The sequence below is a fragment of the Streptomyces sp. PsTaAH-137 genome, from assembly GCF_003259365.1.
Taxonomy (GTDB): domain Bacteria; phylum Actinomycetota; class Actinomycetes; order Streptomycetales; family Streptomycetaceae; genus Streptomyces.
On sequence record NZ_QLLY01000005.1, the window covers coordinates 69,493 to 88,997 of the forward strand.

The 19,505-nt window shown below is 72.3% G+C and carries 16 protein-coding genes; 8 read left to right on the forward strand and 8 right to left on the reverse strand.

The window, feature by feature from the left end; genetic code table 11:
• Window positions 1-69 precede the first annotated feature (69 nt).
• On the forward strand, window positions 70-621 hold the full coding sequence (locus tag K377_RS12175) for a TetR/AcrR family transcriptional regulator (RefSeq protein WP_111663297.1): 552 nt from the start codon (window positions 70-72) through the stop codon (window positions 619-621).
• Between the two features lie 33 nt (window positions 622-654).
• Here K377_RS12175 and K377_RS12180 read toward each other — a convergent pair whose 3' ends face one another.
• Both K377_RS12180 and K377_RS12185 read right to left on the reverse strand, forming a co-directional pair.
• Complete coding sequence (locus tag K377_RS12180; protein WP_111663298.1) at window positions 655-1,776, reverse strand: hydroxyacid dehydrogenase; 1,122 nt, start codon at window positions 1,774-1,776, stop codon at window positions 655-657.
• 106 nt (window positions 1,777-1,882) lie between these two features.
• A complete protein-coding gene (locus tag K377_RS12185; RefSeq protein ID WP_111663299.1) occupies window positions 1,883-2,968 on the reverse strand; it encodes a substrate-binding domain-containing protein in 1,086 nt (361 codons plus the stop codon).
• A gap of 165 nt (window positions 2,969-3,133) precedes the next feature.
• Here K377_RS12185 and K377_RS12190 point away from each other — a divergent pair, with 165 nt between their 5' ends.
• From K377_RS12190 to K377_RS12225, 7 genes are read left to right on the forward strand one after another with little or no spacing between them, the layout of a single operon-like run.
• A complete protein-coding gene (locus K377_RS12190) occupies window positions 3,134-4,135 on the forward strand; it encodes an ABC transporter permease subunit (protein ID WP_111663300.1) in 1,002 nt (333 codons plus the stop codon).
• Entirely contained in the window at window positions 4,132-5,019 is an 888-nt protein-coding gene (locus tag K377_RS12195; protein ID WP_111663301.1) for a carbohydrate ABC transporter permease, read from the forward strand. Before K377_RS12190 ends, K377_RS12195 begins: the two co-directional genes overlap by 4 nt.
• Before the next feature lie 50 nt (window positions 5,020-5,069).
• Complete coding sequence (locus tag K377_RS12205; RefSeq protein ID WP_146614718.1) at window positions 5,070-6,731, forward strand: extracellular solute-binding protein; 1,662 nt, start codon at window positions 5,070-5,072, stop codon at window positions 6,729-6,731.
• Window positions 6,728-8,632 carry a heparinase II/III family protein gene (locus K377_RS12210; RefSeq protein ID WP_111663303.1) on the forward strand — a complete coding sequence of 635 codons (1,905 nt, stop codon included), beginning with the start codon at window positions 6,728-6,730 and terminating at the stop codon, window positions 8,630-8,632. The genes K377_RS12205 and K377_RS12210 overlap by 4 nt, the downstream gene beginning before the upstream one ends.
• On the forward strand, window positions 8,629-9,582 hold the full coding sequence (locus K377_RS12215; protein ID WP_111663304.1) for a family 43 glycosylhydrolase: 954 nt from the start codon (window positions 8,629-8,631) through the stop codon (window positions 9,580-9,582). Before K377_RS12210 ends, K377_RS12215 begins: the two co-directional genes overlap by 4 nt.
• Complete coding sequence (locus K377_RS12220; RefSeq protein WP_111663305.1) at window positions 9,579-11,519, forward strand: DUF2264 domain-containing protein; 1,941 nt, start codon at window positions 9,579-9,581, stop codon at window positions 11,517-11,519. Before K377_RS12215 ends, K377_RS12220 begins: the two co-directional genes overlap by 4 nt.
• Before the next feature lie 43 nt (window positions 11,520-11,562).
• Window positions 11,563-12,255 carry a ThuA domain-containing protein gene (locus tag K377_RS12225; RefSeq protein WP_111663306.1) on the forward strand — a complete coding sequence of 231 codons (693 nt, stop codon included), beginning with the start codon at window positions 11,563-11,565 and terminating at the stop codon, window positions 12,253-12,255.
• 20 nt (window positions 12,256-12,275) lie between these two features.
• Here the strand turns inward: K377_RS12225 and K377_RS12230 are convergent, their stop codons facing one another.
• From K377_RS12230 to K377_RS12255, 6 genes are all read right to left on the reverse strand, one after another.
• Complete coding sequence (locus tag K377_RS12230) at window positions 12,276-13,406, reverse strand: Gfo/Idh/MocA family protein (protein ID WP_111663307.1); 1,131 nt, start codon at window positions 13,404-13,406, stop codon at window positions 12,276-12,278.
• A complete protein-coding gene (locus K377_RS12235) occupies window positions 13,406-14,200 on the reverse strand; it encodes a sugar phosphate isomerase/epimerase (RefSeq protein WP_111663308.1) in 795 nt (264 codons plus the stop codon). Before K377_RS12235 ends, K377_RS12230 begins: the two co-directional genes overlap by 1 nt.
• A gap of 188 nt (window positions 14,201-14,388) precedes the next feature.
• Window positions 14,389-15,732: a PQQ-binding-like beta-propeller repeat protein gene (locus tag K377_RS12240; RefSeq protein WP_111663309.1), complete on the reverse strand. Its 1,344-nt coding sequence runs from the start codon at window positions 15,730-15,732 to the stop codon at window positions 14,389-14,391.
• Complete coding sequence (locus tag K377_RS12245) at window positions 15,729-16,280, reverse strand: SigE family RNA polymerase sigma factor (protein ID WP_111663310.1); 552 nt, start codon at window positions 16,278-16,280, stop codon at window positions 15,729-15,731. Before K377_RS12245 ends, K377_RS12240 begins: the two co-directional genes overlap by 4 nt.
• A gap of 88 nt (window positions 16,281-16,368) precedes the next feature.
• Complete coding sequence (locus K377_RS12250) at window positions 16,369-17,121, reverse strand: DUF3152 domain-containing protein (protein ID WP_258395021.1); 753 nt, start codon at window positions 17,119-17,121, stop codon at window positions 16,369-16,371.
• A gap of 108 nt (window positions 17,122-17,229) precedes the next feature.
• The gene (locus K377_RS12255) at window positions 17,230-19,389 is read right to left on the reverse strand and encodes an alpha-galactosidase (protein WP_258395022.1); all 2,160 of its coding nucleotides are present in this window, start codon (window positions 19,387-19,389) and stop codon (window positions 17,230-17,232) included.
• Window positions 19,390-19,505 lie beyond the last annotated feature (116 nt).

Below are 19,505 nucleotides of genomic sequence, written 5' to 3' on the forward strand. Positions count from 1 at the left end.
ATTGACTCTTCGACCGTAACGGAGAGTTCTCCGCTTGGCAATCGGAGACCGGCGTCAGCAGGAGGACCCATGCCCGAGGCCGCGCGGCAGCGCGCCGACGCGCTCAAGAACCGGGAGCTGATCCTCCAGGTCGCGCACGATGTGCTCGCCGAGACGCCGGACGCCTCGCTCAACTCGATCGCCAAGCGGGCGGGCGTCGGGCCCGGGACCCTCTACCGGCACTTCCCGACGCGGGAGGCGCTGATCCTGGAGGTCCACTGGCAGGGCATCGAGCGACTCGTCGCCGCGGTGGACGAGACGCTCGCCGCACAGCCGCCGCTGGAGGCGCTGCGCGACTGGTTCACCACGCTGACGGGCTATGTGCGGATCAAGCACGGCCTCGGCGAGGCGCTGCACTCCGCTGCCGCCCAGGAGGTCATCAGCGCCTCCTGGCCCCCGGTCAGCGGGGCCGTCGGCCGGCTGCTCGACGCGTGCGTGGCGGCCGGCGAGGTACGTCCCGGGCTCGACCCGGTCGACGTGATCATGCTGCTGAGCTGTCTGTGGCGGACCCCGGACACCCCGGAGGGCGCGGCGCAGGCCCAGCGTCTGCTGGACCTCGCCATCGACGGGTTCCGCCCCTGATCCGGACCGGCGCGGGTCCGGGTCCTGGCCGGATCAGGCCTGGATCGCGAACTGCTGGTGCGTGATCGGGTCCAGGAAGGTGCCGGTCGTCGTGAACGCGACCGTCTCGCGGACGGCGTTGTGCGCCAGGCGTCCCAGTTCGTTGCCGACGGAACCCGCTATGTGCGGGGTGATGAAGGTGTGCGGGGTGTGGCGCAACCGGGCGTCGGCGGGCAGGTGTTCGGGGTCGGTGACGTCCAGGACGGCGGCGATGTCGCCCCGGTCGAGACGGTCGGCCAGCGCCTCCTGGTCGACGAGGCCGCCGCGCGCGGTGTTGATGAACGTGGCCCCGGGCCGCAGGCGTTCGATCAGGGTGCGGTCGATCATGTGCCGGGTGCCGGCCAGCAGCGGGGCGTGCAGGGAGACGACGCCGCTCGTCGCGAACAGCTCGGGCAGCTCCACGTGGCGCACACCGAGCCGGGCCGCCTCCAGGTCGTCCAGGTGCGGGTCGGCGACCACGATGTCGACGTCGTAGGCGCGCAGCCGCTCGATGACGGCGCGGCCGACACGTGAGGCACCCACGAGACCGACGGTGATGCCGTGCGCGCCGACGTCGGGCCAGTCCGCCTCCAGGTCCACGGACCCGGCGCCGCCGCGCAGTCGGTCGGCGGCGGTGAAGGCGCGTTTCGCGGCGAGCACGATCATCGCCACGGTGTACTCGGCGACGGGCACGGCGTTCGCCGCGGCGCTGGAGGTGACGGCGATGCCCCGCGCCCACACCGCGTCGTCGACGACGGGACGGACCGTGCCGGCGGAGTGGACGAGGCCGCGCAGGCTGGGCAGCAGGTCGAGCCGGGCCGCGTCGAGCGGCGCCGTCCCCCACCCGGTGATCAGCACCTCGGCCTGGGCGAGCAGGCCTTGGTCCGCGGGGTCGGCGGGGTCGAGCGGCCGGTCGGCGAGGAGTTTGACCGTGCCCGACCCGTGCAGCGCGGCGACGTCGTCGGGCCGGAAGACCCGGCGGAACGTGGACTCGGGCATGGCGAACGCCACGGGGACGGTCGGACGGGGACCGGCGGCGGGCGGCGCGGACCTCGGGGGCGGCGTCATGGTGTCCTGCCTTTCGGGGAGTTGACCGCGCCGGCGGGGCCGGGTGCCGGCGGTGTGCGGTCCGTCCATGCCAGCTCCGCGCCATGTTCGATGTCAAGATTCGAAGAGCGATCGATCATGAAACGAACATGCAGCCGTTCTTGCCACACACCACACACCGCACACCGCACACCGCTCAGCGCGGCGGCGCGGACGACTCGCGGACGGTGAGCGTCGGGGCGAGGGTGATGTGCCGCTGGGCGAAGGGCGTCTGGCCCGCCGCCGAGATGCGTTCGAAGCAGGCGGTGGCGGCGAACCGGCCGACGTCGTGCTTGGGCGGCGCCACCGCGGTCAGCGGCACGGCGGCGAGCTGCGCCACCTCGTCGTCGTAGGCGACGACGGAGAGGTCACCGGGGATGGAGACGCCGAGTTCGAGCGCCGTGGCGACGAAGTCGATCGCGTAGTGGTCGGAGTGCACGAGCACCGCGGTGGTGCCGGTCTTCTGGCACAGCTCCAAATAGGCGGCGGTCTGCCCGGCCACGTCCCCGGTCTCGTCGATGTCCTCGACCGCCGCGTCGGTGGCGAGTCCCAACTGCCGTACGGTGCGTGCGTATCCGGCGCGTATGTGGCCGGAGGTGGGGGTGACGAAGGTCGCGACGCCGATGCGCCGGTGCCCGAGACCGGCGAGATGGCGCACCGCGGTGGCGGCTCCGGCGGCGTGGTCGCTGCGCACCGACTCCAGCGCGTACCCGACGGGTGCCTCGGCCACGGCGCGCTCCACCATCACCACCGGCATGGGGGCGCTCTCCAGGAGTTCGAACGTCGCGTACGCGTCGGTGACGGTCGTGGTGACGAGCAGGCCGTCGACCCCGTCGGCGATGAGCCGTTCGACGTGCCGGCGTTCGTGGTCCGGGTCGTAGCGGGACACCCGCAGCACCACGCGTCCGCCGAGCGCGGTGGTGCGCTCGACGGCCCCGGCCACGATGTTCGGGTAGTAGTAGCCGGGGTCCGGCACGACGAGGCCGAAGGTGAACAGGGCCTTGCCGTCCTGCGCCTTCGGACGCGCCACGGGACGTCCCGCGATGCCGCCGGTGGGATCGGTCTCGACGGTGACCGCGCCGCCGTGCACCCGCCGCAGCAGGCCGAGTTCGGAGAGTTCCGCGAGGTCGCGGCGGACCGTCATCGCGGAGATCTCCTCGCGCTGCGCGAAGTCCGTGACCGACAGCGAGCCGTGGATGCGCAGCTCCGCCAGGATGCGTTCGTGCCGAGGATGCGGGTGCATCACTACCCCCGATGTTTGATTAATGTTCGGATGGTTGCTCACACTTGACCGCCATCGTAGGCCCACTCAGGATCAGCACGGGTCCGGGCGGTCGGTCCGATCCACTCCTTCTCCGCCGCTGAAGTGCGTGTGCGGAGTCATGTCTGTCGGGTGCGAAGGAGCCGCATGGGCACGACGATCGAGAAACCGAGGTCCGTCACCGGGACGGTGGCCCACGGCGGCGGGCCGCCGGGCAGCCGGCGACCCGCCGCGCTCAAGGCCTCGTTCTGGGTGCGGCTGCGCCGGGACCGGCCGCTGCTGCTCATGGTGGCGCCCGCCGTCGTCCTGCTGCTGCTGTTCGTGTATCTGCCGCTGGTGGGCAACGTCGTCGCGTTCATGGACTACCAGCCCTACATCCCGATCGGGCAGAGCCGCTGGGTGGGCCTGGACAACTTCCGGGTGCTGTTCGCCGATCCGGCGTTCTGGCAGGCGACGCTCAACACGTTCGAGATCACCTTCCTGCAGCTGGTGCTGTACTTCCCGATACCGATCGCGCTGGCGCTGCTGATCCACTCGCTGACCTGGCCCTGGCTGCGTACCGTCGTCCAGTCGGTGCTCTATCTGCCGCACTTCCTGTCCTGGGTCATCGTGGTCGGCTTCTTCCAGCAGTCCCTCGGCTCGGGCGGCATCCTCAACCAGACGCTGCGCCAGCTCGACGTCGGCACGGTCAACGTGATGGCCGACCCCGGCACGTTCAAACTCCTGCTCACCGCGCAGGTCGTGTGGAAGGACGCGGGCTGGGGAGCGATCATCTTCCTCGCCGCGCTCGCCGCGATCGACGACTCCCTCTACGAGGCGTCGGCCATCGACGGCACGGGCCCCTGGCAGCGCTTCTGGCACATCACCCTGCCCGGCATCCGGCCCATCATCATCATGCTGCTGATCCTGCGGCTCGGCGAAGCCCTCAACGTCGGGTTCGAGCAGATCCTGCTGCAACGCAGCGCCGTGGGCGCGCACGCGGCCGAAGTCCTCGACACCTACGTCTACTTCCACGGTGTCATCGACGGCAACTGGAGCATCGGCATCGCCGTCGGCCTGATCAAGGGCGCCGTCGGATTCCTCCTCATCCTCGCGGCGAACAAGACCGCCCACCGCCTCGGCGAGCAAGGAGTGTATTCCCGCTCATGAGCACCGTCCTCCGCCCCGCCTGGCAGGGCAAGCCCAAGCCGATCGCCCTCGCCCTCAAGGCGCTCGCGATCGTCCTCGCCCTGGCCCTGGTCCTGTTCCCGTTCCTGATCGTGTTCTCCACGAGCGTCTCCGACGGCGACTCCATCACCGAGGCGGGCGGCTATCTCGTGTGGCCGACCTCGTTCAGCCTCGACGCCTACACGCAGATCTTCGAGGGCGGCGTCGTCACCCGCGCCATCGTCGTCTCCACCCTGGTCACGCTCGTCGGTACGGCCATCAGCCTGTCCGCCACCGTCCTCGCCGCCCATGCGCTGAGCCGCCGCGGCGCCCTCTTCCAGCGCTCGCTGCTGACGTTCGTCCTCGTCACGTTCCTGTTCGCCCCCGGCCTGATCCCGCTCTACCTGGTCGTGAAGGAACTCGGGCTGCTCGACAACTACTGGGCGCTGATCCTGCCCACCGCGTTCAGCGTCTTCAACATGATCGTCGTCCGCGGATTCATGATGGGCATCCCCCAGGAACTCATCGACAGCGCGAAGATCGACGGCGCCGGTGAGTGGCGCGTGCTGTGGACGATCAGCATTCCGCTGTCCCGCGCGGTCATCGCCGTCGTCGGACTGTTCTACGCGGTCAGCTACTGGAACGCCTTCTTCAACGCCCTGATCTATCTGAGCGACAGCGCGAAGTGGCCGCTCCAACTCGTGCTGCGCACCTACGTGTTGCAGGGTTCGACGCTCGTCGACACCGGCGGGGACAGCGCCGCGCCGCCCGCCCAGTCGATCCAGATGGCCGTGGTGATGATCGCCGTCGTGCCGATCCTGCTCGCCTACCCGTTCGTCCAGCGCCATCTCACCAAGGGCGTGCTCACGGGCGCCGTCAAGGGCTGAGCCCCCCTCAGTACGCCTTCTCCGTCCGCCCTCACCAAGGGAGCTGCACGATGAACCGTCCTACCGCCCCGGCCCTGAGCCGGCGCAACCTCTTCAAGGGCACGGCCCTCGGCATCGCCGCGCTCGGCACCGGCCCGCTGCTCGCCGCCTGCTCCGGCTCGGGTGCCGGCGCCGCCGCCTCCGGCGACATCGCCGCGCTGCCCTCGTACCTGCCCATCACCAAGGGGCCGAAGCCCGACCTGAAGGGCAATGCCTCCGTGCAGCCGGTGTACTACCGGGCGCCAGCCGAGAGCGAGTTGTTCCGCTCGGTGGCGAGCAAGCCCGGCACCGGCGGCCGGCTCTCCGCGTTCGTCGTCACCTACTACTCGCCGCCGCCCGCGAACAACTCGTACCTGAAGTACATCTCCGGGCAGGTCGGCACCTCGTTCGACATGCAGCTCGTGCCCGGTGACTCGTACGCCTCGAAGTTCGCGACGATGACGGCGGGCGGTGATCTGCCGGACCTGGTGCAGTTCCTGACGTTCGCCCCGCCGCAGGGCGGACCGCAGCTGCTTCAGGCGAAGTTCCAGGACCTCTCCGCGTACCTGTCCGGCGACAAGGTGAAGAAGTACCCCAACCTCGCGAACCTCTCCGAGGCGTCCTGGGCCAGTGCCCGCGTCAACGGCCGGATCTACGGGGTGCCGGAGCCGCGCCCGCCGTTCGGCAGCATCCTGGTCTGCCGCCCCGACCTCATCGAGAAGCTGACCGGACAGGAACCGGCGCCGAAGAACGAGGCCGACTTCACCGAACTCTGCAAGCAGGTCACCAGCGAGAGAGCCAACCGCTACGCGATCTGCGGACAGGGCGGGGGCGGCAGCGTCGAGTGGGGCTTCGACTTCTTCGCCGCGATGTTCGGCGTCCCCAACGGCTGGAAGCTGAAGGGCGGCAAGCTCGTCAACAAGTACGAGACCGACGAGTGGCTGCGCACGATCAGCTACATCAAGAAGCTCCGGGGCGCCGGCTACTACCACCCCGACACCCCCAGCCTGGAGAACTCGCGGGCCAAGACCTACGTGGCCAACGGCACCGTCCTCATGCACATGGACGGCATCTCCTCGCTCCTCGACATCACCTTGCCCAAGGGCGTCGTGACGGGAGCGGTGGTGCCCTTCGGCGCCGACGGCGGCAAGGGCGCCAACTACCAGGGTCCGTCCAGCTTCGGGTTCACCGCCATGAAGAAGGCGGACAAGAAGAAGATCGAGGAACAGCTCGCCGTCCTCGACTACCTGGCCGCCCCCTACGGCTCCCAGGAGTACTTCAAGCTCCGCAACGGCCAGGACGGCGTGCACTTCCGCCGCGACGGCCGGGACGTCGAACTCACCAAGGCGGGCCGCACCATGGTCGAGCCCACCACCCTGTTCCGCATCGCGGAGGGCCCGCAGGTGCTCACCAGCACCATCCGTATCGACGAGCAGCTGCGCCGCTCCCACGCCTGGCAGGTCGCCTCGCAGGACATGCTCGTGCAGAATCCCGTCCAGGGGCTTTACTCGGAGACGGCGTCCCGGTCCGCCTCGGCGACGACCAGCCTCACCGACACCTTCACCAGCTACATACTCGGCCGCGCCGACCTGGGCGCCGTCAAGTCCGCGATCTCCTCGTGGAAGTCGTCGGTGGGCGACGCCACGCGCGACGAGTACACCCGGCAGCTCGACAAGCAGAGCGCGGCGTCGTGAGCGGCCCGCGCGCCGCCGGACCGGCGCTCTCCTTCGCCGAGTCGTTCACCCCGAAGGCGCGGGCCGCGCTGCGCGTCCGCTCCTGGACACCGGCGCCGCCCGTCGCCGACCGGGACGCCTGGGCCCGTCTCTCCGGCCGCGACCGGACCGAGCTCGCCGCGGCCCGGGCCGCCTGGCGGGATCTCGCCGCCCGACACGTCCCGCGGCTCAGCGACTGGGCCGCCTACAGCCGGGACGGCGACCGGATCCCGCACCAGAACAGCGAACACGCCCTGCTCGGGCACACCGCCACCGCCGCGCTGCTCCTCGCCGCCGACGACAGGGACGAGGACGCCGTCGAACTGGGCGACGCCGTATGGCGGTTGTGCGAGCTGTCGGCCTGGTGCCTGCCCTCGCACTACGCCCTGCCCGAGTCGGGCGAGCGGCCCTTCCTGCCGGAGCCGGGCCGCGACATCCTCGACCTCGCCGACGCGGCCACCGGCGCCCTGCTCGCCGCCGTCGACGCCTTCGCGGGCGACCGGCTCGACGCGCTGTTCCCCGGGATCAGGCGGCGCGTCCACCACGAGATCCGGCGGCGCGTCCTCGACCCGTGGGAGCGGGAGACGTACTTCTGGCACGGCCTCGACGGCCCGCCGAACAACTGGGCGCCGTGGATCGTCTCCAACGTGCTGGTCTGCGCCGCGGTCGTCGAAGCGGACCGGGCGCGGCTCGAGGCGACCGTGGACCGGGCGCTCGCGGTCCTGGACCGCTTCCGTGCCGGGTACGACGCCGACGGCAGCTGCGACGAGGGCGCCACCTACTGGTGGTGGGCCGGTGCGACGCTCTTCGAGGCACTCGACCTGCTCGGCGAGATCACCGGCGGCGCGCTGGACGCGTTCGCGGTGCCGCCGGTCGCGGCCATGGTGCGTTTCCCCGTCGACATGCAGATCGGGCCGGGCAGCCAGGTCAACTACTCCGACGGCACGCCCGTGCTGCCGGAGAACGCCAACTGGCATCTGCTGGCCCGCTTCGCCGAGCGGGTGGGCGACACCACGGCCGCGGCGCACGCCCGCTGGATGGGTTCCCTGCATCCGCTGCGCTTCGACGGCCAGTTGGGTCCGCTGTTCCGCCGCACCCTGGCCGAACTGCGCGATCCCGGCTGGACGACGCGCGGTGACTTGGCACCCGGGATGCCGGCGTCGCGCTATCTGCCCGGCACCGAGGTCGCCGTCGCGCGCGAGCGGGCGGGCTCCGCGAGCGGCCTGTTCGTCGCCGCGAAGGGCGGCCACAACGACGTCAGCCACAACCACAACGACGCGGGTGGCGTCATCGTCTCCCTGGACGGCGCCCCCGTCCTCATCGACGTCGGCGTGGGCGTGTACCGGCGCGACACCTTCCAGGCCCACACCCGCTACACGATCTGGACGATGCGCAGCGCCTGGCACAACGTGCCGCTGCCCGACGGTGTGGAGCAGCCGCACGGCAAGGAGTTCCGCGCCACCGGCACCGTCTTCGAGGACAGCGGCGCCACCGCGCGGCTGCGCATGGACCTCGCCGCCGCCTATCCCCCGGCGGCGGGCCTGACGCACTGCGAACGCGTCGTCGCACTGGACCGCGAACAGTCAACGGTCCTCGTCCACGACGACTGGGCCTTCGACACGCCCCGCACGATGACCCTGGTCCTCATGACCGCCGATCCGCCGGTCGTGGAGGCGAACGGACTGCGTGTGGGTCAGGCACAACTGCACTGCGACACGGCGGAGTTCGAGATCCGTACGGAGACGATCGCCCTGGACGACGCCAGGCTGTGCGGCGCGTGGGGCGACGCCGTCCACCGCACGCTCCTCGTCCAGCGCGCCCCGGCCACCCGGGGCCGCCACACGCTGCGCGTCCGGCGCGCGACCGGGGACGGTGCCGCATGACGGTGATCGATCCCGGCCGGCTCTTCCTCGACCAGGACGGCCGGCCCGTCCAACTGCACGGCGCGGGCGTCCTGCACACCGGTGGCCGGTTCTGGGGGTGGGGCGAGGACAAGCGCTCGGGCGGCACGTTCTCCGCGATCGCCTGCTACTCCTCGCCCGACCTCGCCAGGTGGCGGTACGAGGGTGACGCGCTGTCCGCCGGGACGGGCGACCTCGCTCCGGGCCGGGTCGTCGAACGCCCCAAGGTGCTGCGCCACCCGAGGAGCGGCCGCTTCATCATGTACCTGCACATCGACTCGGCGGACTACTCGGACGCCCGCGTCGGCTTCGCCAGCAGTGATCGCCCGGCGGGTCCGTACACGTACCACGGCAGTACCCGGCCGCTGGGCCGGCTCAGCCGGGACATCGGCGTGTACGCCGAGGGCGACGCCGGACATCTCCTGTCGGAGGACCGCGACCACGGGCTGCACATCTACCGGCTCACCGACGACTGGCTCGGCGTCGACTCCCTCGTCTCCACCACGCGCGCCGAGCACGGCCGGCACGGCTACGAGTCGCCCGCCCTGGTCCATGCTGACGGCCTGTACTACCTGTTCGGCTCCGACCTCACCGGCTGGGCGACCAACGACAACCGGTACGCGACCGCGCCCTCCCTGACCGGCCCCTGGTCGCCGTGGCGGCTGTTCGCGCCCGAGGGTTCGGCGACGTACGACTCGCAGATCAGCACGGTCGTGACCGTCCACGGCACCGAGGCGACCAGTCACGTCTACGTGGGCGACCGCTGGCTGCCCGACCGGCTGGCCCAATCGCCGCCCGTCTGGCTGCCGCTGCGCATCGGCGGCGGCCGGGCCCGGCTCGACTGGCACGACCGCTGGAGCGTCGACCCGCACACCGGGACCGTCACTCCGCACGACGCACCGCACCGCGCGCACCAGGAAGAGAGCACATGACCGACGCCCTGCCCCCGTTCGAGCCGCCGCCCGACGACCGGGACCGTTCACCCCTCACCGGCTGGACCCGCGCCCACTGGGAGGCGACCGGGCTGCGCTGGCTCGACCACGTCCGCCGCCACGACAGCCCGGGCGGCGCCCTGCCCCGGCTGCCCGGCCGGGTCACCGCCGACGGTGTGCGGCGCGAGGGCATGGAGACCGTCGGCCGGTCCTTCCTGCTGGCCGCCCCGCTGATCGCGGGCGCCGAACCGGCGATCGCCGAGCCGCTCGCCGAACGGTACGCCCGCGCCCTGCTGGCCGGCACCGATCCCGAGGGGCCGGAGACCTGGCCGCGCGGCGTGACCTGCCGGGCGCCCGTCAGCGGCGTCACCAACTCCATCGTGGAGGCCGCCAACATCGCGTTCGGCCTGCACATCAGCCGCGAGCGGCTGTGGGACCGGCTCAGCGCGCCGGAGCGGCGCCGAATCGCCGACTGGCTGCGCCATCACGCCCGTCTGGAGGTGTGGCACAACAACTGGCAGTTGTTCCCCGCCATGGCGGAGGCGTTCCTGCGCTCGGTGGGCGAGGACACCAGCGGCTGCATCGGGACCAGGAACGTGGCCCGTGTGGAGTCCTGGTACCTGGAGCAGGGCTGGTACACCGACGGCCCCGAGCACGCGATCGACTACTACAACGCCTGGGCCATCCACCCGTATCTGTGGGCCTGGTACCGGATGACGGACCGCACGGACAGCCCCGAGGGGAGCCGTCATCTGGAACGTCTCGGCGCGTTCGTCACATCGTTCGCGCGCATGGTCGCCCCCGACGGCTCGATGCTGCACGTGGGGCGTTCGCTCAGCTATCGCACCGCCGCGCTCGCCTCGTTGTGGTGCGCGGAGATCTCCGGGGTGAACCCGCTCGCGCCGGGTGCGACGCGGCGGCTCGCCTCCGGTGTCCTGGCCCGGTTCGTGTCCCACGGCGTCGGCATCGACCGGCCGCTCGACCTCGGCTGGTACCGGCCGTACGAGCCGGTCTCCCAGACGTACAGCGGTTTCGGCTCCGCGTACCTCGCCGGGATCGGCTTCCTCGGGCTTGCGCTCGGACCGGACGCGCCCGTGTGGACGGAGACGGAGCAACCCCAGCCCACCGAGTGGGAGTTCGGCACGCACGCCTGGCCGGCGGTGGGCTGGCTGGTCACCACGCAGCGCGACGGCATCCTGCGCCTCGCCAACCACGGCAGCGACCACTGCGAGCTCCCGGTCGAGCCGACGAGGCCCGACCCCGACGACCCGCACTACGCCAAACTGGCCTACTCCACGCACACCGCTCCGGGCACCGCCGCCGCGTGGGCGGACGGCGTCGACTCGCATCCGGCGCTCGTGGACGCCGAAGGCCGGGCGAGCCGCCGCGGTCCCCTCCGGGCCGTGCGCGTCGACGGCACCGTCGCGGCCTCCGTGCACCTGCCCCAGCGCGACGGCCGGGCCCTGCCGGGCTGTGCGATCACCTCCGTGACGGTGCCGCACGACGCGTACGAGGTCCGCGCCCATCTCGTCCGCTCCCCCGGCGGGTGCACCGTGCGGGAAGGCGGCTGGGCCGTCGCCGACGACGCACCTCCCACCACTGAAGTAGATCGATCCAAGGCGACGGTGACGAACCGTCAGGGACTCACGGCGCGCGTGGTCGGGCTGTACGGGTACGACGCCGCGGAGGTGTTCACGTACGAGGACGCGAACGCCATGGGCCCGTACGCGGCCGCCCCCGCGCTCACCGCGACCGTCCCACCGGGCGACACCGTCCTGGTGAGCCTGCACACGCTGACCCGCACGAGCGGTCCCGCCGCTCCACCGGCGGTGACCGTCTCGGGAACCGTCGTCGCCGTCTCCTGGCCCGGCGGCGGCGAGCAGAGCGTCGACCTCGCGACGTGCTGCCCCTGGGACGGCCGGATTCCGGAACAATGAGCGCGGCCCCGCCACCCGCCGATGGAGGAACGGACAAGAGCGCATGACCACATCCCCCGCCCCCACCGCCCCGCGCCGCGGGCTGCTGCTCGGCGGCGTCGGCCGCTACACCGACCCGTGGCATCCCTTCGCCGACACCAACCGGGGCCTGACGGACGTGGCCCGGGAGGCGGGCGTCGTCCTGGAGCAGGCCACGGACATCGACGCCGCGCTGGCGTCCTTCGCCGCCGGGGCGCTGCCGGACCTCGTCGTCGTCAACATCGGCCTGCCCCGGGACGGTTCGCCCGTTCCCGCCGACGCCGGGGCCGCCGCCGGACTCGCCCGGCTGCTGGAGAGCGAGGTGCCCGTCCTGGCCGTGCACTCCTCGGCGACCTGCTTCCCTGACGACGAGGTCTGGGAGTCGGGCCTCGGCGGCACCTGGGTGCGCGGCACGACGATGCATCCGCCGTACGGCCGCGCGCACGTCCTGGTCACCGACGCCGGGCACCCCGTGACCGCGGACGTCGACGACTTCGAGCTGGACGACGAGCGCTACACCCACCTGCGCCACGACCCGCGCGTGCGGGTGCTGCTCGCGCACGAACACGAGGGCGGGCGGCACCCGTTGCTGTGGGTGCACACCCGCCCCGGCGGTGGCCTCACCGTGTACGACGCGCTCGGCCACGACGGCCGTTCGTACGCGTCCGAGTCGCACCGCACCGTGCTCCGGCGCGCCCTCGGAACGCTGCTCGGCTGACCCGCCGGGCGTACGACAGGTCAGAGCGTGGCCGCGAACGGGTCCCGGTCCAGCGGCACCGCCCTGACCTCTCCGGCCCGGCTCTCGATGAGCTGGGTCTCCCCGGTGGCGGCGGCCCGGTCGATGGCGACGAGCACCTCGAGGACGTGGAAGCCGAGGTCGCCGGTCGCGATGTGCGGCGTACCGGACCGGATGGACCGGGCCATGTCGAGCACGCCGAGTCCGCGGCCCTCGCCGAGGCCGACCGGCTCGACCGGCTCCCACGTGGGCGCGCCGTCGTCGTCGGTGCCGCGGGTGATCCGCACGTCCCCGGTGAACCGGTTGGGGTCGGGCACGACGAGGGCGCCCTCGGTGCCGTTGATCTCCACGACGCCGGCGCGGACGAGGGCCGAGTCGAAGCTGAAGACGCTCTGGGCGACCGCCCCGCTCTCGAAGGTGGCGAGGGCGGCGACATGCGTCGGGACCTCGACCGGGAACTCGGTGCCCGCGCGGGGTCCGGTCCGGATCGTGCGGACCTTGCGGCCGGTGGAGGCCACGGCGGAGACCCGCGTCACGGACCCGAACAGGGTGATCAGCGTCGTGAAGTAGTAGGGCCCCATGTCGAACAGCGGCCCGGCGCCGGTGGCGAAGAGGAACTCCGGGCTCGGGTGCCAGGCGTCGGGGCCCGGCGTCTGGAACATCGTGTACGCCGACAGGGCGGAGCCGATGTCGCCGCGCTCGATGGCGCGTCGCGCCGTCTGGGCGCCCGGGCCGAGCGCGGTGTCCGGGGCGACGCCGACGCGCAGTCCGGCCGCGTCTGCCTGGTCGAGCAGGGCGCGGGCGGAGGCCAGGTCGACGGCGATCGGCTTCTCGGACCACACGTGCTTGCCCGCGGCGACGATCGCCGAGCTGACCTCGGCGTGCACGGCGGGGACGGTGAGGTTGACGACGATCTCGACGCCGTCGTGGGCGAGGACGTCCTCCGCCGTGCCCCAGGCCGTGACGCCGTGCTTGCGGGCCTGCTCCTCGGCGCGGTCGGCCATCAGGTCACCGACGATGACCACGTCGACGTCGGGGATCCGCGTCAGGGTGGTGAGGTACTGCTCGCTGATGTTGCCCGCGCCGATGATGCCGACGCCGACCGGGCCCGAGCGGGGCGTGGCGGCCGCCATCAGACGATCCCCTTCTCGCGGAGGTGGGCGACCGATCCGGCGATGCCCTCGAAGATGTCACCGGCGTACGCGTCGAACTCGACGATCGCGTAGGCCGCGTTCGGGGCTGCGGCAAGCGCCGCGTCGACCGGGATCTCGCCCTGTCCCGCGGATACCTGCCGGGTCTGCGCGATGTCGAACGGGTCGCCCGTGGTGAACGGGTCGTCGATGACGGCGCCGTCCTTGATGTGCAGGGCGGTGACCCGGTCGCCGAGCCGGCCGAGGAGCGCGACCGCGTCGTTGCCGCCCGCCGAGGCCCAGTACACGTCCAGTTCCAGGTCCACCGTGTCGTCGAGGCGCGACACGAACCACTCGTAGGCGCTCAGCCCGTCGACGCTGGGGGTGAACTCCTGGGAGTGGTTGTGGTACCCGACGCGCAGACCGTGGTCGGCGGCGATCGCCGCGGCGTCGTTGAGCAGCTTCGCGGTCTCGTCGATCCGCTCCGCGTCCGCCCAGCGGTCGGCGTGCACCATCGGCTCGTAGACGGTCTCCAGGCCGAGGGTCCGGGCCGCGGCGAAGGTCCGCTCCAGCGCGTCCCGCTCCTGGCCGACCGCGGCGATGCCGGCGTGCCCGGTGCGGGCGCTCAGGCCGTGCCTGCCGAGCGCGTCGGCGAGCTCCTGCGGCCGGTTCACGAAGTCGAACACCTCGACGTTGCGCAGTCCGGTCGCCGCGAGACGGCCGAGCGTGCCGTCCTCGTCGACCGTGAGGGCCTCGCGCACCGAGTACAGCTGGAGCGACAACTGGGGTGTGGACATGACTGGTCTTTCCGATCGTGAGTCAGGGTGGGATGGCCGGGCGCTCAGGGCCTCGACGGCGGGCAAACGCTCATCTTGTTCGAAATTACGGCGCCAAGGCCCCTTTTGCGGCGAGGACTTTCGTTCAGATTAAGCTAAAGCCTCTCCGGTGCCAAGACCATCCACCCCTTGCCCGCCCCCTCGACCGATCAGGAGCCCGGCCGGGGCTCGATCCGGAACAGGTGGTCGCCGATCTGCCCCACGAGGCTGTGGCCGTACAGGATCAGCTCGGGCGCGACCCCGCTGCTGACCTCCGTCTCCGGCAACTGCACGCGGCCGCGCCAGCGCACCGATCCGCTGTCCAGGTCGAGGCCCACGAGGTTCCCGGACGGGTCGAGGTAGTACGCCACCCGCGCCTTGAGGTCGACCGCGGGGTCGGAGGGCGCTTCCCGCTGGTCGAACAGGCGCGGATCCTTGCGCAGGGTCAGGCCGAGATCGCGTGTCCACAGGTTGCGGCCGTCGGCGGCCGTGCTCGCGACGCCCTCGCCGTACCTGCTCCCCAGGGTGATGCCGTCGGCGATCACGCTCCCCGGGTAGCGGGCGGCCTTGTGCCGCGTGACGACGCCCGACCGGGTGTCGACGCGAGTCACGGTGACAGGACCCGAGCCGCCGCCTCCGGGCTTCCCCGCCAGCAGCACGGTCCGGCCGTCCGTGCCGACGTACATGGTCGGCCCCTTGACGGTCGCGACCGTCCGCGCCTCACCCGTCACCGGGTCGAGCCGGACGACGGTGCTGTGCTGCGGCGCCTTCTCGCTGTCCGGCGAGCACGTCAGATAGGGGACCCCGGCGACCGCGATCTGATCGCAGTCGGCCTGCTTCCACGCGTACGTCCACAGCGTGCGGCCCGTCTTGTCGTCCAGGGCGGCGGCCTTCTTGAAGGTGGGGGTGTTGGCGAGGACGCCACCGTCGAACAGCACGGCGGAGAACCGGTCGCGGCTGTCGTCGGCCACCTTGTGCCGCCAGAGCACATGGTGGCTCGTGACGTCACGGGCGACGACATCGGTCCCCGGGGCCGATGTACCGGGGGCGTGATCGGCGTAACCGTAGAAGATGCCGTCCCGCACACCGGGCAGGTCCATCGCCGAGGATCCGTCGTTCGATGCCGCGCGCGTCTTCCAGGTGATCTTTCCGGTACGGGCGTCCACGGCGAGGGCGTCGTACCGGGCGCCCTGGCAGTAGACGGTGGCCGGGCCGGTGGTGCAGGCCCGCCAGTCGGTGCCGCCGGGGAGCGTGGTCCGCCAGAGCAGCTTGCTGGTGGTGCTCGTGCCGGAGGCGGGCGGCTGGGTCCCCCGGTGGGTGTCCCCGCCGGTGACGAGCACGGCCGAGACCGTGACGGCCGCGATGGCGAGGGCGGCGCCGGCCGCCCTCGTGATGTTCCTGCGCTGTCTGCGGCGCACGATGCGGTCGGCGATGCCCGCGGGAGCGGCCGGGTTGTCGGGGGTCAAGCCGTGCAGTACGTCCCGGATCGCGCGGTCCAGCTGGTCGGCGCTCATGTGTGGGCTCCCTTCGGGGTGCTGCCGTTCGGCACGGCGATCGTCGCTGCTGCGGGGGTGGCCAACTCCGGTGCGAGGCCGCGCAGTCGGGCCAGGGACCGGTGGGTGGTGCTGCGGACGGTGCCGACCGAGCAGCCCAGGGTGCTCGCGACCTCGGTCTCGGACAGGTCCTCGAAGTAGCGCAGGACGAGGACGGTGCGCTGGCGCGGGGTGAGCCGGGCGAGGGCCTGGCCCACGGCGATCCGCAGATCGGCGGCGGAGGTGCCATCGGCCACGCCGAGGCCCTCCGGCGGGGCGGCGAACGTCGGCTCGCGGTGCGGCCTGCGCAGCCGCCACCGGCTGACCTGGTGGCGGTACATCACCTTGCGCACATAGCGCTCGGGGTCCTCCACGTGCCGCCAGCGGTCGAGCGCCTTCATCAGGGCGGTCTGCACGAGGTCCTCGGCCTCGTGCTGGTCGCCGCCGGTGAGCAGGTTCGCCACCCGGAGCAGTGCACCCCAGCGGGAGTCGACGAACTCCCGGAATCTCTCGTGGTCTTGCGGGTCCATGGGCCCTCCCGTTTCTTGACTCCCCTATGGACGCGCGGACCTCCGGCGATCTATGCCTGCCCGGCACGGTGTCTTCACGGCCGTACCGCTACGGCACGGGCGGTCCGCCCAGGTAGCGGCCGTGGGCGTCGTAGGGCCAGGCGTTGGCGACGCACCCCTTCAGGCCCTTGATCTGCTGCATCATCACGGGCGCGGGACTGCCGGGCCCGGGGCAGGTCTCATGGCCGCGGCCGATGCGGTGGCCGACCTCGTGGTTGACGATGAGCGCCCGGTACTCCTCGATGGGACCGTCGAACTCGGGTGAACCGAGCAGCCAGCGGCGCAGATTGACCACGACGGTCCGGCCGACGCTGCAGTTGACCTCGCCGTGCGTGTACAGGCCCGCCGAGCCGCAGAGGCAGTCGACGGTCCGCGGTGTGGCGATCTTTATGACGAAGTCCCGCGGGCCCGAACTCACCAGCTGGAACGCGTCGACGCCGTCGCTGCCCCAGCCCCGGGGGTCGCCCAGGACGCCGGAGATCTCCCGCGCGGCCGCGTCGGCCGCGATGCCGGAGCCGTCCTCGACCTGCACCTGGTAGCGCCGCAGCCGGGTTCCGTCCCCCACCGGCGGGCCGTCGGAGTGCGCCGCGGCGAAGGTGCCGGGACCGGCCGAGGGGACCGTGCCGGACGGGCCGTTCGCCCGCACCGCCTCGCGCCCCGCGTGAGCGCAGCGGGCGGCGGTACGGGCGTCGCTGTGCCGCCAGTACGTGTAGCCGGCGGCACCGCCGACGGACAGCGCCACCGCCACCCCGAGCAGCACGCTCAGGAACGCCGCCCGTCTTCGTATCCACCGCGCCGACACAGACCTGCGCCCTCGCACCACACGCCCCCATGGTTTAGACCAGTACGCCGTCACTGTGGGACGCGCGAGGACGGCAGATGGTTGCGTGATGCAGGCAGATCGGACCGGTCAGCGGGCCTGGACCCGTACGAGGAGGAGTTGTTCGGGGTGGAGGGCGGGGGCGCGGACGCCCACCCGGGCCAGGGCGGCGCCGCCGAGGACGAGGGGTTCGGTGGTCCACGGGGTCGGCTGTCCCTGGCGCAGGGCGGGGGTGTCGCCGGGCTCCTGCACGCTCACCCGGTACGTCAGATCGTCGGCCAGGCCCGGCAGCCGGACGGTGCTCGGCACCGAGGTCAGCGGCGCGTCGAGCTGCACCAGCGCGAACAGGGCGTCGCGCCGGTCGGGGGCGACGACTCCGTGGACGGCAAGCGCGGGGTCGTGGGCGTCGTCGCGGACGGTGGTGCCGCCGTGCAGCAGCGGCCGCAGTTCCTTGTACAGCGCGACCCATCGGGCGAGTTCCGCGCGCTCCTCGGGGGTGGCGGTGGTGAGGTCCCATTCGATGCCGAAGGAGCCGAACAGGGCGGTTCCGGCCCGGAAGGAGAGGTCGTGCGTGCGGCCCGTGGTGTGCGAGCGGGGCGCGCCGACGTGGGCGCCGACGAGTTCCGGCGGCAGCAGCTGGGCCGTCCAGCGCTGGATCTGCTGCCGCTCCAGGGGGTCGATGCAGTCGCTGGCCCACACCCGGTCGGTGCGTTCGAGGATGCCGAGGTCGACGCGGAGACCGCCGGACGAGCAGGACTCGATCTCGACGCGGGGGTGGCGGGCGCGGAGCGTGTCGAGGAGGCGGTAGACGGCGTGGGTCTGCGCGTGCACCGAAGGGGTGCCGTGCGGCCCGTGCCCGGCGTCGAGGAGGTCGCGGTTGTGGTCCCACTTCAGGTACGCGATGTCGTACTCGGTGAGCAGCGCGTCGAGGCGGTCGAGGATGTACGTGTACGCGCCGGGGACCGCGAGATCGAGGACCTGCTGGTGGCGGGAGGCGAGGGGCCGGCGGCCGCCGGTGGCGAGCAGCCAGTCGGGGTGGGCGCGGGCCAGGTCGGAGTCGGGGTTGACCATCTCCGGCTCCACCCACAGGCCGAACTCCATCCCGAGTCCGTGCACCGTGGAGATCAGCGGGCCGAGCCCCTTGGGCCAGACGCCTTCGTCGACGTACCAGTCGCCGAGCCCTGCACGGTCGTGCCTGCGGTGCCGGAACCACCCGTCGTCGAGCACGAACCGCTCGACGCCCGCCTCGGCGCCGGCCCGGGCGAGTTCGGTCAGCCGGTCGAGGTCCTGGTCGAAGTAGACGGCCTCCCAGGTGTTCATCACGACCGGCCGGGGCGGCAGTTCGGGCCGCCGGGCGCGCAGGTGGGTGTGGAAGCGGGCGGCGATGTCGTCGAGGCCGTCGGCGCCGTACGCCGCGTACACCCAGGGCGTGGTGTGGCTCTCGCCGGGCGCGAGCCGTACCTCGCCGGGCAGCAGCAGTTCGCCGCCGCCGAGTACCGCGTCGCCGGTGGAGAGGCGTTCGGCGTACGCGCGGTGGTTGCCGCTCCAGGCGACGTGCAGCGCCCACACCTCGCCGTGCCGGAAACCGAAGCCGGGGGTGCCCGCGGCGAGGATCAGCGGGGCGTCCGGTCCGGTGCGGCCCCGGCGGTTCTCCCTGCTGTGCGCGCCGACGGTGAACGGCATGCGCTGCGGGGCCCGTTCGCGTCCCCAGCGTCCGGCCAGGTCGAACAGCTCGGTCGCGACGGGCGGCAGCGGCACGGTCGGGGTGAGCGCGTCGAGCACGAAGAAGCCGTCGGGCGCGGTGGAGGTGAGCCGGGCGCGCTGACGGACCAGCCCCTCGGCGGTCAGCTCCAGTTCGAGCCGCAGGACGAGACCGGCGTCGGGGTCCTCGCCGGTGGCCACGACCCGGCCGCCCCGGCCCGGGGCCCCTCGGTCGTCGACGTCGAGTCCCGTGCGGCGGAACCAGGGCGACCAGGCGGTGCCGTCGCGGTGCCCGGTCAGCCCAGGCCGGCCGCGCCAGCCGGCGGCGTGCTCGCGCGCGAGGGAGGGCGCGACCACCTCGTCGTGGTCGTTGGGCACGGGGGCCGGTTCGAGGGCCCGGCACAGGTGGGTGAGCGCGGCCGCGTCGAGGTCGCCCAGGTCCGCGCCCCAGTGGACGACGGACGGCAGGGCGTCCGGCGCGCCCTGCGGCGTGGCGAGGACGAGACCGACGCCTGCGGCGCGCAGCTGGACCGGCTCGGACACAGTCACGGAGAACTCCCGGGGGTTGGAGGGCGACAGTCGTACGGTTCGGGCTTCTTGAGTTTTGCCTCGATACTCTCGGGCGGTCAATACCCGGCCCACGGCGAGGATTTCCGCCATGAACC